The 15,706-nt window shown below is 35.8% G+C and carries 11 protein-coding genes, 1 riboswitch and 1 other annotated feature; of the genes, 3 read left to right on the top strand and 8 right to left on the bottom strand.

Annotated elements, in window-relative coordinates:
• Positions 1-4: 4 nt before the first annotated feature.
• On the bottom strand, positions 5-913 hold the full coding sequence (locus M1D73_RS08755; protein ID WP_000823954.1) for a DoxX-like family protein: 909 nt from the start codon (positions 911-913) through the stop codon (positions 5-7).
• 192 nt (positions 914-1,105) lie between these two features.
• Positions 1,106-1,292, top strand: a riboswitch (Lysine riboswitch).
• Positions 1,293-1,494: 202 nt separating this feature from the next.
• On the opposite strand from M1D73_RS08755, the gene M1D73_RS08750 reads away from it, so the two are divergent.
• Together M1D73_RS08750 and M1D73_RS08745 are read left to right on the top strand one after the other, a co-directional pair.
• A complete protein-coding gene (locus M1D73_RS08750; RefSeq protein ID WP_048657254.1) occupies positions 1,495-2,724 on the top strand; it encodes an aspartate kinase in 1,230 nt (409 codons plus the stop codon).
• Between the two features lie 229 nt (positions 2,725-2,953).
• Positions 2,954-3,406, top strand: a complete 453-nt coding sequence (locus M1D73_RS08745; RefSeq protein WP_121868405.1) for a VOC family protein — start codon at positions 2,954-2,956, stop codon at positions 3,404-3,406.
• A 58-nt stretch (positions 3,407-3,464) separates the two neighbouring features.
• On the opposite strand, the gene asnA is transcribed toward M1D73_RS08745, so the two are convergent.
• Positions 3,465-4,448, bottom strand: a complete 984-nt coding sequence (gene asnA / locus M1D73_RS08740) for an aspartate--ammonia ligase (RefSeq protein WP_000284917.1) — start codon at positions 4,446-4,448, stop codon at positions 3,465-3,467.
• Positions 4,449-4,518: 70 nt separating this feature from the next.
• Positions 4,519-4,777: a binding site (T-box leader), on the bottom strand.
• A 408-nt stretch (positions 4,778-5,185) separates the two neighbouring features.
• Here asnA and M1D73_RS08735 point away from each other — a divergent pair.
• The gene (locus M1D73_RS08735; protein WP_000047588.1) at positions 5,186-5,320 is read left to right on the top strand and encodes a DUF3934 domain-containing protein; all 135 of its coding nucleotides are present in this window, start codon (positions 5,186-5,188) and stop codon (positions 5,318-5,320) included.
• A 98-nt stretch (positions 5,321-5,418) separates the two neighbouring features.
• Here M1D73_RS08735 and M1D73_RS08730 read toward each other — a convergent pair whose 3' ends face one another.
• The 6 genes from M1D73_RS08730 to M1D73_RS08705 form a co-directional block, all read right to left on the bottom strand.
• Complete coding sequence (locus M1D73_RS08730; protein WP_000011045.1) at positions 5,419-8,613, bottom strand: DEAD/DEAH box helicase; 3,195 nt, start codon at positions 8,611-8,613, stop codon at positions 5,419-5,421.
• A 118-nt stretch (positions 8,614-8,731) separates the two neighbouring features.
• Positions 8,732-9,664, bottom strand: a complete 933-nt coding sequence (locus tag M1D73_RS08725) for a response regulator (protein ID WP_000500302.1) — start codon at positions 9,662-9,664, stop codon at positions 8,732-8,734.
• Positions 9,665-9,666: 2 nt separating this feature from the next.
• Entirely contained in the window at positions 9,667-10,965 is a 1,299-nt protein-coding gene (locus tag M1D73_RS08720; protein ID WP_002023846.1) for a sensor histidine kinase, read from the bottom strand.
• A gap of 64 nt (positions 10,966-11,029) precedes the next feature.
• Positions 11,030-12,742, bottom strand: a complete 1,713-nt coding sequence (gene malS / locus M1D73_RS08715; protein WP_002195357.1) for an oxaloacetate-decarboxylating malate dehydrogenase — start codon at positions 12,740-12,742, stop codon at positions 11,030-11,032.
• A gap of 75 nt (positions 12,743-12,817) precedes the next feature.
• Positions 12,818-14,257, bottom strand: coding sequence for an aspartate ammonia-lyase (gene aspA / locus M1D73_RS08710; RefSeq protein WP_000224188.1), 1,440 nt, complete (start codon positions 14,255-14,257; stop codon positions 12,818-12,820).
• Positions 14,258-14,281: 24 nt separating this feature from the next.
• Positions 14,282-15,553 carry a cation:dicarboxylate symporter family transporter gene (locus M1D73_RS08705; RefSeq protein WP_000713293.1) on the bottom strand — a complete coding sequence of 424 codons (1,272 nt, stop codon included), beginning with the start codon at positions 15,551-15,553 and terminating at the stop codon, positions 14,282-14,284.
• Positions 15,554-15,706: the final 153 nt, after the last annotated feature.

The following is a 15,706-nucleotide window of genomic DNA, read 5'->3' as shown; positions in this document are numbered from 1 at the left end:
ACACTTATCCCTTTCTCGCCCTATTGCAATTTTTCGCTCTTGGTAAATCGCAACTATTTATATAACCGACAATTGATAACCCCATTAGAAGAACATTTAATGTAATCGGATTAAACGGCTCTGTAAAGCTTGCAATATTCGTAAATCCTGCCGCTAATGTTAAAACTAGTAATACAATAATATGCAGTATAAATAATTTTCGTTTTGTTATTGGCAACAGCCATACAACACCGAAAATTATTTCTAACACCCCAATTATTTTAAGTATATATACACTATTTTCATTTGAACCGATTAATACAGAAAGCATCTTTACTTCTTCTAAATGAGTAAAAAGTAGTTTTGGCACTATCCCTTGATATATCCATACAAAAGCAAATAAAAAACATACGAGCCAATACGTCATTGTTCTTCTAATTAGTAACCTAGGATGAAGCCCCTTTTCTAACCATAATTTTAAGGCATCAAAACTCCAAGCAGTCGCCCAACCTAATAACGGACGAAAAATATAGGAATCTATCACATTTCCTATACGACCAAATCTTGTATCATAATCATATTGTGTCTCAAAATGGATGTATTCTTTATTCGGCGTATACTTCCAATAACCACGTCCTATTTGAATAAGAGATAATGTATTATCCGTCCAAAATTTTAAAGAGGAAATTCTTTCACCAGTTTCTTTTCTTATTTCACCTATTGATTCCCCTTCTCCAGCTATTTCAAACCCAAATCCAATCTTTGTTTTATACAAAAACTTCTGTGGTTCTCCTTCTTTTTTCTCTAAATACGAAATTTCAGTAAAGCGAGCATCCCACTCTGTATGTATATCTGGTTCTTGCGTATATTCCCATAATTTTCCCATCGTCGTGTTCATTTTTGTCGCAACATAAATAGGCTGTTTCCTTTTCATTCTCCCACCTCCTATGCACTATAAGTTTAATGTACATGCAATGAATTTATTTTGCTACATTTTTCACAAACTTCCTCAGAAAAAAGAAAGAATTTTTAAAATATATATAAAACACTTGATTCCCCGAAAAATTTAAATTATTATAAAACAAATGTTACCAACAACTTCATAAATCAAACACTCTCGCCTAAAACGTGAGATAGAGGTTGCGATACTTATAAGTATTCTAATGGAGACACAGAGATGTCTATGAACTTAGATGAAAGGAAGTATTGCCGAAATTGATAAGTTTCTCTGCATTTATCAATTGGGGCTGTTTTCGAATAGAAACAGAACTGTCATATGTACAGACGTGTACGTATGAAGAGCTATCTACAAAAAAGAGATATCATTTTTTATGATATTCCTTTTTTGGCGGTTTTTTTATTAGCTCCGTTTTCTGTTTCCCTTTTCCTGTAACAGCACCATCCTCACTTATTTGAGATGGTGTTTTTTGTTTGTCTTTCTGGTAACTACAGGAGTATTGGGATTTATATATTTCCTAATCTATTCTTAAAAATAGACGAAAGAAGGAATCTGTAATGGAAACAATTGTTCAAAAATTCGGTGGCACTTCTGTCGGAAGCGTCGAACGCATTCAACATGTAGCAAATTTAATTATTGAAGAATATGAACGAGGTCATAGCATTGTCTCTGTCGTTTCAGCAATGGGAAAAAGCACAGATGAACTTGTCGCACTCGCTAACGCTATCACAGAAAATCCAAGTAAACGTGAAATGGATATGCTTCTATCTACAGGAGAACAAGTAACTATTTCATTATTAACAATGGCACTGCAAGCAAAAGGCTATCATGCAATTTCATTAACAGGGTGGCAAGCAGGTATTACGACAGAATCTGTACATAGTAGTGCACGGATTACTGACATTCATACAGATCGTATTCAATCTTATCTTGCTGAAGGTACGATTGTTATTGTAGCTGGTTTCCAAGGAGTCAGTGAAGATTTTGAAATTACAACGCTTGGACGAGGCGGTTCTGATACAACTGCTGTCGCATTAGCTGCTGCACTAAACGCAAAAAAATGTGATATTTACACAGATGTGACCGGCGTATATACGACGGATCCACGAGTTGTAAAAGATGCTTATAAATTAGATGAAATTTCTTATGACGAAATGTTAGAACTTGCAAACCTCGGTGCTGGTGTATTACACCCGCGTGCTGTTGAGTTTGCTAAAAATCATAATGTCATTTTAGAAGTTCGCTCAAGTATGGAACAAGAAAACGGAACAATTGTAAAAGGAGAATGTAACATGGAACAACAATCAATCGTTAAAGGTATTGCATTTGAAGATAATATTACACGCATCACAGTGAAAGGATTAGAACAAGGTTCACTTTCAACTGTTTTCTCTACATTAGCAGCGGCACATATTAATGTAGATATCATCATTCAAAGTATTACAAATGAAGGAACTGTTCATCTCTCCTTCTCCATCCATTCTAATGATTTAAGAGAAACATTAGAAGTATTGGAACAAAATCAAGAGGCACTTCACTATGAAGCAGTAGAATATGAAAATCATTTAGCAAAAGTATCAATCGTAGGATCTGGCATGGTATCTAACCCAGGTGTCGCTGCAAATATGTTCACTACTTTAAAAGAAGAAGATATTCATATTAAAATGGTAAGTACATCAGAAATTAAAGTGTCTGTCGTTATTGACCGCCTTCATTTAGTAACAGGCGTTGAGGCGCTGCATCAATCATTTATGGCGAAAATTGAGCCTTTCGTGCAAATGAGCTAATTTGATATGTTTAGTAACGCTTATAAAAAAAACATATTAATCTACTTCCTTCCTATTAATTAAAAAGCTATTCGTTAACAAGATGCTATATGATATATTAAAAAACACCTTGTCACATTTTCCTATACTGTGACAAGGTGTTTTTGACTGAAAGGAATTTGTAACTACTTAGTAGTATAATTATGAGGATAATTAAATAATAAACTTTTATACATAAGGAGATAAGACTATGGCAAACAACAAATTACTACGAATGGACAATGTCAGCATCGTTGTAGAATCCCTTGATAACGCAATCTCTTTCTTTGAGGAGATTGGCTTGAATCTCGAAGGTCGAGCAAATGTCGAAGGTGAATGGGCTGGTCGCGTAACTGGACTCGGTTCTCAGTGCGTAGAGATTGCTATGATGGTCACTCCAGATGGCCACAGCCGAATTGAACTTTCGCGATTTCTCACCCCTCCTACTATAGCAGATCACCGAACAGCTCCTGTAAACGCCCTCGGTTATCTACGCGTCATGTTCACTGTCGAGGATATTGACGAAATGGTATCGAGACTCACTAAGCATGGTGCAGAGCTCGTTGGCGAAGTAGTTCAGTACGAGAACTCGTATCGTCTCTGCTACATTCGTGGAGTCGAAGGAATTTTAATCGGTTTAGCAGAAGAACTCGGTAATAAATAAGTAATGTTTTATAAAAAAGAGGGAATAGCTCTATATTTAAGCTATTCCCTTACTTCTATTAAAACAGATGAATGTTTTCTTTCTTGCAAGCTTCACGTAAATCGTCAGGCCATACAGAAGATTGAACTTCACCGATATGTGCTTTACGTAAGAAGTACATGCACATTCTTGATTGTCCAATGCCACCGCCGATTGTTAATGGTAGTACGTCTTCTAGTATACCTTTATGGAAATCATACTCACGTTTGAAGTCTTCACCAGTTTTCGTTAACTGCTCATCAAGTGATTTACTATCAACACGAATTCCCATTGATGATAACTCAAATGAAGATTGTAGTACTGGGTGCCAGAATAAAATGTCACCGTTTAATTTCCAATCGTCATAATCAGCTGCGCGTCCGTCATGCTTTTCACCTGAACGAAGTGCATCACCAATTCCGATAATGAAGACTGCACCGTGTTCTTTTGCAATTGCATGTTCACGATCTTTCGGTGTTAATTCTGGATATTTATCTTCTAATTCTTGAGAAGTAACGAAAACAATTTCTTCCGGTAAATACTTTCCAAGGAACGGATATTTTTCAAATAAGTGATCTTCTAAATCTTTGAATATTCCATAAATTGTTTGTACTGTTTTTTGTAAGTATTCAACAGTACGCCATTCTTTTTGAACGATTTTTTCCCAATCCCATTGGTCAACATAAATGGAATGCGTTGCATCAAGTTCTTCATCACGACGAATCGCGTTCATGTTTGTATATAAACCTTCACCAGCTTCATATCCGTATTCATGTAATGCAAATCGTTTCCATTTCGCTAGTGAATGAACAATTTCTAATTCTTCTCCTGAATGTAACATATCAAATTCAATTGGACGTTCTACACCGTTTAGGTGATCGTTTAATCCTGATTTTTTCGTTACGAATAATGGTGCAGATACGCGGAATAGTTCAAGGCGTTTTGCTAATTGGTCCTCGAAAAATGTTTTAACTTCCTTAATTGCAATTTGAGTCTCTCTTACTGTCATTAATGATTGATACATGGTGGTTTCCTCCTAAAATGTTTGGATGTTGTGAAAAGAAGCCAACAAAAAAAGCCCTTCTTTCCCAAAAAACTGGGACGAAAGGCTTTGGTTCCGCGGTACCACCCAAATTAGCAACAGAGGTTGCTCACTTATACAATACGGAGATGAAATATCTCGATACTGTTCTTCTTGTAACGGCGAAGTTCCCGGCTAAGTCTACTTTCCTATAAAGGATTTCGGTTAGCAACTCCAGGAGGTTCTTCATAATAGGCTTCGTATCAGGCTCACACCACCCCTGACTCGCTTAAACTACGTCCTACTACTACTCGTCCTTTCATAGTCGTTTTGTTGTCACATCTCTGAAACATTTTATTAATGATTATTCTATACAAAAAATAAAGAAAGTCAACAAAAAGTTTTAAAATATTTTTCAATTCTTTATTTTACGGCTTTATTGATTGTTGTTAATTTAACATCTTTACTTTTTCTGCCTCGTCAATCCAAAAAATGTTTCACTGACCGAAACTAACGTATACACAATAATTAATGTGATCGTTCGGAATATAGAATCCGCAGTATTTCTTATTATTTTCATTTTCTTTATAATTCCTTTCAGTTTACTTGCAATTTCATGATATACTATAGCATTCAAGCAGTTTGTTTTTACTTAAAACAAACATAGTCATTTATCCAGAATATTTTTCTAAAACATTGGCTATTATTAAATAAGATTTTTTATATAACGGAGTGATCATATGAGTAAAACGAAAGCAAAACCGAAAAAAGGTGTAGGACAAGGTACAGGAAGTAAAGGATGGAACCGTTGGCAATCAAGTGCAAAGAAAAAGGCAGCTGCCAAACCCTACAAAAGTAAAGGTACAAAGAAGTAATTTAAATAACATTTGATTTCTTTACTTTGCACAAAACAAAATATAATTATTACAACAAAAAGCTATGCTTTCACATGTGAAAGCATAGCTTTTTCATATTAAATCATTAAAATATCTCTTATTTCTTCCTCCGTAATGGATGCTAATTTTTCTTCTCCTGGCTCAATCACTTCAGCAATTAAATTTTTCTTACTTTCTTGCAGTTCATGCATTTTCTCCTCAATTGTTCCGTGGGCTACTAGCTTTATAACTTGTACTGTATTTTTTTGCCCCATTCGATACGCTCTATCAGCCGCTTGTTGTTCAACAGCTGGATTCCACCATAAATCGTATAATATTACTGTATCTGCACCAGTTAAATTAAGTCCGGTACCACCAGCTTTTAAAGAAATGAGAAATAGATCCCCTTCTCCTTCGTTAAACCGATTGCACAGCTCTACACGTTCCTGTGCTGGTGTACTCCCGTCTAAATAAAAGTATGGAATTGCTTGGCGATTTAACTCACGACCAATAATGGAAAGCATCTTCGTAAATTGAGAAAAAATTAATATTCTCTTTCCTGTACTTCTACATTCCTCTAAAATCTCTAACAGTTGTTCAAATTTAGCTGAACTTCCTTTGTAATCATCAACAAATAAAGCAGGATGGCAACAAATTTGTCGCAATCTCGTTAAACCAGCTAAAATTCTAATTTTATTTTTACGTAACGTATCTTTGTCTAAATGCTTTAACGTTTCTTCCCTTAACTTCGCTAAATAAGCAGCATAAAGACTCTTTTGATCGGGTAATAACTCCGATGATTGTAAGTGCTCTATTTTCTCTGGCAACTCATTTAATACGTCCCCTTTTAATCGTCTTAATACGAATGGTTTCACTCGCTTCGCTATATCTTCACGCCTTAAATCACCGAACTCTTTTCTTCCTGGTAATAATTCTGGGAAGACGACATGGAAGATAGACCATAGCTCTTCTAATGAATTTTCTACAGGTGTACCCGTTAGCCCAAAACGGTATTCAGCTTGAATTGTTTTCACAGCTCTTGCCGTTTGCGTTGTAGGGTTTTTAAACGCCTGCGCTTCATCAAGGAATAGTGTATGAAATGGTCTTGCATACAATCTTATATCTCTTCTCAGTAATGGATATGACGTAATTACAACATCAAATTCCGTTATATCTTTCAAAATTTTCCGGCGCTCTGCTTGAATTCCATCTGCAATAACTGCTCTAATATGCGGGGCGAATTTTTTCAATTCACTAAACCAATTATAAACAAGAGATGATGGTGAAACGACTAATATTGGCAGTTTCTTTTCTCGAATCTCAGTCAAAACAGAATCTATAAAAGCAATGCTTTGCAACGTTTTTCCAAGTCCCATATCATCTGCTAAAATACCGCCAAAACGGTAATGAGCAAGTGTTTTCATCCATTCGAACCCATATACTTGATACTTTCTCATTTCTGCATTTAAAGTATTTGGCACAGCAAACTTTAATTTTTTCGGGTTTTGAATGTTTTCTACTAACTCTTGAACAGAATCATCCAAACTTAAAACATTGCCTTCATGAAGTCCGTTCATCCATTTTACACTTCGAATAAGCGGAACATTTACCTCTTCTCCATGTAAAAATTCTTTCCGAATACCTGATTCTTTTATAAACTGATTAATTTCATTAAACTCTTTACTCTCTAGCGATAAAAACGAACCATTCGCCAATCGATAATATTTACGTTTCTCTTCAAGAGCCGCTAATACACCTTTAATTTCTGCTTCTGGTATTCCTTTTATATCAAAACGAAATGACAACCAATCAATTCTTTCTTTTCTTCTCACTCTAATAAGAGGAACTGCATCCCCTTTACTAATTCGCAATTTGATTGCTGTTGTCGCATAAATATCAACTAAACCTTTTAATGTTGGCACAACGTGATATAAAAAGTTATACTCAGCTTCTTCATTATGCATAAAGTAACCGCCTTCTGTTTTTGCAAAAGCACTTTCACTCATAATGTCTAAAATCTCTTTTTCCTTTTTCTCATCACGATTAAAAACAGACGGCTGTCCATCCTCTTCTAGCGGATTAATCATGACGTTCCCATAGTGAAATTCAAGACCTGCTAATAAGCGATTTTTCACGCGGTCTAAATACAATTTCGCTTTTAGCGAAGGTGTTTCAACACGATCCGATATTACTTCATCAATGTGTACAGTTCCGAGCTTCATTAATCCTGGTACAACTTTCGCGACGAAATGTTCCATCTTACTTTCTGGAATATAAAACTGATTACTATTTGAGCGACTCATCATCTTTTGTAATTCAATAAGTCGCATACAATCTTCAATGTGTAAGTGATATAATTTCCCACTATAAAGTGCATTGTTATACATATCCATAACTTGTACACGATTTAAACCCTCTATATGAAGTGTAAATCCGCCATTATTTCCCTTCGTAAATTCAAAGTGTAACGGCAACAACCCTTTTGAAACTTGTAATCCCTGAAACAGTTGTTCATTTTGTTTCAGCTGTACATATTCAGCTTTAGAAAGTGAAAAGAGCATATCTTTCCATGAAGCTGGTGGTATAAATATCATACTTTCATCTTGTTTCGCATGTACTTCTAGCGTATTTTCATACATTTTTTCGTTATGATACATTTTAATGAGCTGCTGAATAATTGCATCCGTTTCTTGTTTAAAACTATGTACATCTGGTGTATATGTAAATTCATTTGAACAATGAAAAGACTCTCTTTTCTCCACCTTAGAAAGAAATTCTCTAATATGATTTATGAAATACACTTTGGCAAGTTTCAATTGAATTCCAAGAAGAGCCCCACCACTTCTCGTAGCAACTGGTGTACATATAAACTCAATATCTAATATTTCACGTGTATCAAAACGGTGTTGTTTACTTTTTGGCCTCAGTGGTTTGTCTGCAAACAGCTGAAACATACCACTTGTCAATTGATCATTTCTGCTACTAGTGGAGCTCATTCTACCTGTTTGTTGATTATAGTTTATTTGTATTAATACTGCTGCAACATGTTGACAGTACGTTTGAAAAGACGCTAATGAAGGACAACTACATTTTGCAACAACATCACCCTTTTTGGCTTTTGCTACTGTAACATGGAAATCCTCGTTCCCTTTTACTGTCGCCTCACAAATTTCTTTATTTTCATCGTAATGATCTATTATTACTTTATTTGATTTATAATAGGCTTCACCTCTTTTATATGAGGTCTCTCCGCACACTTCTTTAATAATCGATTTATTCAATGTGAAACTCATCGCTTTGACACTTCCTTAATATAAAACCATTTTCTCTTACTTAACATTTTACATGCTCCACGAGAAAATATAAAATGTTGATTTAACAAAAGAAGATGCTTATTTATAAGCATCTTCTTCACTCTATCTCCATCAACCTCTTCGCCTCAAAATACAACACTTGAATAAACTTTTTTGTATTAATTCGCGTATGACCAGAAGATGCGAGTTCATCTTTCGTCATTTCTGTCATCCGTTTTCTAACTACGGTAAAATCGAAAAATTTTGGAGCATAGCTTTCAAATTTTGGATTTGAAAAGTCTGTTAATCCTAAAGAAGCCAAATGATTTAACGACTGATAAATAGCTCGACGTACTCTTTGTTCAGACGCTTTTTTCTCTTTATCAATATCCGCCTCTAAAGCTAAATCCCCTAATTTTCTTATCGTAATATGATGGAAAATTTCTTTTAACGCAGGAAAGCCAAACTCAAATGTCTGTGCCTTTTCTTGACCATATAAATATTCCAGCATACTAAGTAAATCTTTACTTCCATTCTCTCCCGCAATACCGAGTTCTGATAGTAAAAAGCGCCCTAAATCCCCTATCTTTTTTCCTTCTTGCACTGGTTCAGTACGCAATTGCGGTTTTTCCCACTGAAACACGTTATTCAATGATTTTTGAATATCGTGTATAGAACGCTCCAATCTAATACGCTCCATCACTTTACGTACAACAGATACAACTTCGATTTTATTTAATGGTTTTGTAATATAATATTCTACACCAAGTGTATATGCCTCACCTATAAGCTGCTTCGATTCCACTTGAGAAATCATAATGATTTTCCCCGTGAAAGTTGACGCAATGTGACGAACTGTTTCAATTCCGTCCCTCATCGGCATCAACAAATCAATAAATAAAATATCTACTTTTTTAAAATTTAGTTGATCCGCTTCAATAAAAGCTCCGTCATCCGCCTCACCAATTACTTCTCCAAGATCTCCATCTTCAATAATTTGCGAAAGCATCGAACGGAAAACTTCATCATCGTCTACGATATAATAAAACAAATCTATTCCCCTTCCTGCTTTAAACTATCCTCTGGTAAACAAACGATAAACTTACATCCTCTTTTATTTTCTCGGTCTTCTAATTTCACTTCTCCGCCTAGCTCTGTTACCATTTCATTTATGTAAGAAAGCCCAATACCAGTTGACGGTGTTCCCGTTTGATCATACTTGGAAGTAAATCCTGGCTTAAATACTAATTTCTTATACTTTTGTGTAATACCAGGCCCATCGTCAATTACTTCAAAAAATATATGCTGATTTCTTTTATATAGCTTAATAATAACGAAACCTTTATCTTCAATTGCTTCAACTGCATTTGCAACTAAGTTATTAAAAATTGATAGCACTGTATACACGTGGTATGCAGCATGCTCACCTTCTATATGTTTAGAAAAACGTATATCCTTTTCTAGCATTTCAGCATACTTCTCGTTTATTCTAACAATCATCTCTGCTAACTCATGTCCTTCTACATATTCAGCCACATTTTTATCTAATAACAGTTTAGATAATCCTGCAAATATCCTTTGATTATCCTTTTTTATTTCATGCACTTCCCCCGCTATTTTCAATGCTGTTTTACTACTTGAATCAGCGCTTACTTGTAAATTTCGATATAGTTGATATGCTTCTTGTGTAATTAACTCCGCATTTTGTAACGTCTTTTTCAAATGAACAGATTCCACATATAAATTAGAAAGATGCATTAACATATTTTCATTTTCTTTTCGAACTTGCGATTCTTTTAATTTCGTTTCATATAAATTCATCATATTTAAAAAACCAAGTGCAAAGAAACTACGAAAAATAGCAATAATAATAAGTTTATTCACTTCAGAAATCGTTATTGTTGTACCTAGTACTAACATGTGATAAAACGCAAGTTCTGACATACTTGCAACAATTTCAATTGAAATTCCAAGGCATCCAATAATGATTGGTTTCTGATGGAATTTATTTACCCTACAAAGCGAAAAAAAACTGCCATAAATAAAATAATAGAAGAACACAGGATAACGCAAATAAAATGATTCTGTCATATGAAATGAACCTTGCATGATCCAGTCAAGACATACTCGGAATAAGACTACAGATATACCAACAAGAATACCTGCAACTCCTGCTGGTACTCTTCTTAAAAATAATAATAAAAAGAAGAATAGCGGTGTACCGAAGCTAACTCGAAACGTATCATTAAAGGGATGAAAGTTCAGCTCCCCAGCAATCGGAACAACGACCATTAATATAATTAAAAGGGACATATCTTTCTTCCATAATTGATTCCAATTCAAAGGTGACACTTCCTATACTTTTTTTCAGTAGTAAAAGTGAAAGCCCGCTTATTGTTATAAACGGGCTTTTTTTCTATATTCTAACCTTTTCTACCGCTTTTATTTGGCGATACTCTGGCTTCCACATTGCTTCTTGCACTGCCATCTTGATATCGTTATCACTTAAGTTCACTCTTGCAACACCTTCTGCAACTGCAACTTTCGCTACTTCAATTGCAACCATTTCTGAGATATTACGTAATTCTTCGACCTCTGGTAAAATAGGTGCTCCTGGCTGACTTGTATCTACCATACTTGCAACTGCTTCAGCAGCCGCTGCGAACATTCCATCCGTCATGACGCTTGCTCGTACTACAATTGTTCCAAGACCAAGCCCTGGGAAAATAAGTGCATTATTTGATTGTCCAATCACATACGTTACACCGTTATATGTAACTGGTTCAAATGGACTTCCTGTTGCAACTAACGCTCTTCCTTCTGTCCACTCGATTAAATCTGCTGGTTTTGCTTCAGCAAGTGGCGTTGGATTCGACATTGGTAAAATGATTGGTCTTTCTACGTGAGAAGCCATTTCTTTAATAATCTCTTCTTTAAATGCACCTGCAACAGTAGATGTACCAATTAAAATTGTCGGTTTTACATGTTTCACAACTTCAGCAAGTCCGATCACATCATTTTCTTTCCACTCACTTACTTCTGCTTCTTTTCTTGCGTACGGAATTTGGAAATCAAGAAGATCTTCCATATTATCTGTAACTAACCCGTTACGATCAATACACCAGAAACGCTTATATGATTCTTCTTCAGATACGCCTACGCGAACCATCGCATCTCTAACTTGATCTGCGATACCGATTCCAGCCGTACCAGCACCAAATACAACAACGCGGTGTTCACTTAGCGGTACACCAGAAGCTTTCACTGCCGATAATACTGCCGCAAGTGAAACTGCACCTGTACCTTGAATATCATCATTAAATGTACAAACATCATGACGATATTTATCTAAAATTTTTCGTGCGTTACGAGAGCTAAAGTCTTCCCAATGTAAAAGTGCTTTCGGGAATTGTTTGTTTACCGCTTGTACAAACGTATCAATAAATTCATCGTAAGCTTCACCTGTTATACGAGGGTGACGATTTCCAATATAAAATGGATTGTTTAATAGCTCCTCACGGTTTGTACCTACATCTAAAATTACTGGTAATACACGACTAGGATCGATTCCAACTGCAGCAGTGTAAACAGCTAATTTTCCGATTGCGATGTTAATACCACCAACGCCCCAGTCACCAATTCCTAATATGCCTTCTCCATCTGTTACAACGACTAAATCAATGTTCTCAGCTGTTGCACCGATATTGGTAAATGCTTCTTCGATACCTGATGAATCGTTAATTGATAAATAAACGCCACGTGGTTTACGATATTCATGACTATATCTTTGAATTGCTACACCGACAGTTGGTGTATATACAATCGGTAACATTTCACGTAAATGATCTGTTAATATACGATAAAATAATACTTCATTTCGATCATGTAACGCAGTTAAGTATACATTCTTTAATAAATCATCCGGCTGAGAACTAAATTGTTCGTATGCTCGGCGTGCCTGTTCTTCTAACGTTAAAACCGCTGGCGGTAATAACCCTTTTAAACCTAACTCTTCTCTTTCATTTTGTGTGAAAGCTACCCCTTTATTTAAAAGTGGTGTTGATAATACTTCTGCTCCTCTTAATGTTGTTTCTAATGCACCATTAGAAGCTACTGTAAACTTGCTCATAACATCCCTACCTCTATTCATATATAGCATTTCTATATTGTAAACAAAAAAGAGGGGCTTGTCCCCCCTCTTCTTTTAATTTTTCTTTAAAAGAGTTGCTCCTGCAATCCCTGGGTGTGTCATTTCGAATGGATCTAGAATTAATTCTAAGTCTTCTTGTGACAGTACACCATTTTTCACACAAAGTTCTCGAACGGATTGCCCTGTCGCGATTGCTTCTTTTGCAACGCGAGCTGCTGCTTCATAACCGATATGAGGGTTCACGGCTGTAATAATTCCTACACTCTTCTCAACATACTCTTTTAAGCGATCTTCATTCGCTTCAATTCCTTTTAAGCAATTATCTGTAAAGGCACGGAAACCGTTATTCATAATGCTAATTGATTGAAGTAAGTTGAAAACAAGTACTGGTTCCATAACGTTTAATTCTAATTGTCCTGCTTCTGAAGCAAGGCAAATTGTATGGTCGTTACCAATGACTTGGAACGCAATTTGATTAATTACTTCTGGCATAACAGGATTTACTTTCCCTGGCATAATAGATGAACCTGGTTGACGAGCTGGTAGCATAATTTCCGCTAAACCAACGCGTGGACCTGATGCCATTAAGCGAAGGTCATTCGCAATTTTAGACATATTCATCATACATACTTTAAGTGCTGCTGATACTTCTGTGTATGCATCCGTATTTTGCGTTGCATCTACTAAGTCTTCTGCACCAACAAGTGGCAGTTCACTAATTGCAGCTAAATGTTTTACAACCGCTTCAATATATTCTGGATCTGCATTTAAGCCTGTACCAACTGCAGTTGCTCCCATGTTCACTTCATATAAGTGTTGACGTGATTGCTGAATTCGTTTCATATCACGTTCAAGCACACGAGAGTATGCTTTAAATTCTTGCCCAAGACGAATTGGCACAGCGTCTTGTAAATGTGTACGACCCATTTTAATAACATGGTCAAACTGTTCTGCTTTTATTTCAAATACATCATGCATATAACCCATCGTTTGTAATAAACCTTCTAATGCGTTTAATGTAGCGATATGAATCGCCGTTGGGAATGCATCGTTTGTGGATTGCGCCATGTTTACATGACTATTTGGACTAATATAGTGATAGTCTCCCTTTTCCATTCCTAATAATTCAAGAGCACGATTGGCAATGACTTCATTTGCATTCATGTTCATTGAAGTACCTGCTCCGCCCTGAATTGGATCTACGATGAAATGATCATGCCATTTTCCATCAAGAATTTCTTGAGCAGCCTCTGCGATCGCACCACCCTTGTTCAATTCCAATCTTCCTACATCTGTATTAGCAAGCGCTGCTGCTTTTTTTACAACTGCGAACGCTTTAATTAAACCTTCATGGATTTTGTATCCTGTAATCGGGAAGTTTTCAACTGCACGCATTGTTTGTACGCCGTAGTATGCATAGTTTGGTACTTCTTTTTCACCTAAAAAATCTTTTTCAATTCGAACACCATTTTTAACTTCAGTTAATGTTGCCATGATTATTCACTCCTTAACGATTTCTTATGCTGCTTTTGTTTCTTTGACTGTTTCTACATATTGTTTTGCTTTCTCATTATCGAATTCGCCTTCCCACTTCGACATAACAATGGCCGCTAATGCATTTCCTAATACATTGACAGATGAGCGAATCATATCTAAAATGCGGTCAATTCCCGCAATTAACGCGATACCTTCTAGTGGTAACCCCATCGAACCTAACGTTGCTAATACAACAACGAACGATGCACCTGGAACTCCCGCCATACCTTTGGATGTTAACATGAGAACGAATAATAACGTTATTTGCTCCGTTAGTGACATGTGCACACCGTACATTTGTGCAACAAACAATGCCGCTAACGCTTGATAAATAGCCGATCCAGTCAAGTTAAATGTATAACCTGTCGGAATTACGAAAGAGGCAACTGCCTTTGGACAACCGAACTCTTCCATTTTTCTCATTATATTAGGTAAAACAGCTTCTGAACTTGCTGTCGTAAACGAAAGAATCAATTCTTCTTTTAAAATTTTCATTAATGTAAAAATGTTTACTCCAACCATTCGTGCATTAATACCTAATACAATCACAACGAATAGTATAACAGTTACGTATACAGCTAGCACTAGTTTTCCTAGCGGAAGTAATGTCGCTACACCAAATTTTGCAACCGTAACGGCAATTAATGCGAATACACCAAATGGTGCAAATTTCATAACTTGATTTGTAACCCAAAACATGGCTTCGAGTACGCCTTCAAAAAAGTTAAAAACAGGCTTTCCTTTTTCCCCAATTGCCGCAACTCCTAAGCCGAACAATACTGAGAAGAATATAATCGGTAATAGGTCACCTTGTGCAATCGATTCAAATACGTTTTTCGGTACAATGTGAACAATTGTCTCAGCAAAACCTTTCTTCTCTGTTGCATCTGCAGTTTGTTTATAAGAAGAAATATCACTTTGCTGTAAATTACTCATATCAACGCCAGTACCTGGTTGGAATATATTCGCTGCAAGTAATCCCATTAAAATAGCAATCGTCGTAATAATTTCGAAATAAAGAATTGTCTTACCACCCAGTTTCCCAAGCTTCTTCATATCTCCTACACCAGCTACTGCAACAATTAATGCTGAAATAACAATTGGTACTACAATCATCTTAATTAAGTGAATAAATATATCCCCAATTGGTGTGATATAAGAAATCGCCGTTTTATTGCCATAAAAGACTGCCCCTACTACAATCCCTAAAACAAGCGCGACAAAAATTTGTGTTGCCAATCCGAATTTTTTCATTTATGTTCATCCCCTTCATGCGAACGCTTTCAATTTGAATTTATAAAAGCTACTCACACATCTTATAAGCGAACCTACAAAATCATACAAAAACCTACAAGTTCGTCACAAAAAATTCAAATATTTTTCTTCTTTTTTTCATTGACACCATTT

This window comes from Bacillus sp. PK3-067, assembly GCF_056738645.1.
Note: the sequence above shows the minus strand (reverse complement) of the source record. Positions and strands in the feature narration are given on the sequence as shown.

Coding starts and splice junctions, on each gene's coding strand:
- M1D73_RS08755 (WP_000823954.1), bottom strand. CDS start 913: ATGAAAAGGAAACAGCCTATTTATGTTGCGACAAAAATGAACACGACG.
- M1D73_RS08750 (WP_048657254.1), top strand. CDS start 1,495: ATGGAAACAATTGTTCAAAAATTCGGTGGCACTTCTGTCGGAAGCGTC.
- M1D73_RS08745 (WP_121868405.1), top strand. CDS start 2,954: ATGGCAAACAACAAATTACTACGAATGGACAATGTCAGCATCGTTGTA.
- asnA (WP_000284917.1), bottom strand. CDS start 4,448: ATGTATCAATCATTAATGACAGTAAGAGAGACTCAAATTGCAATTAAG.
- M1D73_RS08735 (WP_000047588.1), top strand. CDS start 5,186: ATGAGTAAAACGAAAGCAAAACCGAAAAAAGGTGTAGGACAAGGTACA.
- M1D73_RS08730 (WP_000011045.1), bottom strand. CDS start 8,613: ATGAGTTTCACATTGAATAAATCGATTATTAAAGAAGTGTGCGGAGAG.
- malS (WP_002195357.1), bottom strand. CDS start 12,742: ATGAGCAAGTTTACAGTAGCTTCTAATGGTGCATTAGAAACAACATTA.
- aspA (WP_000224188.1), bottom strand. CDS start 14,257: ATGGCAACATTAACTGAAGTTAAAAATGGTGTTCGAATTGAAAAAGAT.
- M1D73_RS08705 (WP_000713293.1), bottom strand. CDS start 15,553: ATGAAAAAATTCGGATTGGCAACACAAATTTTTGTCGCGCTTGTTTTA.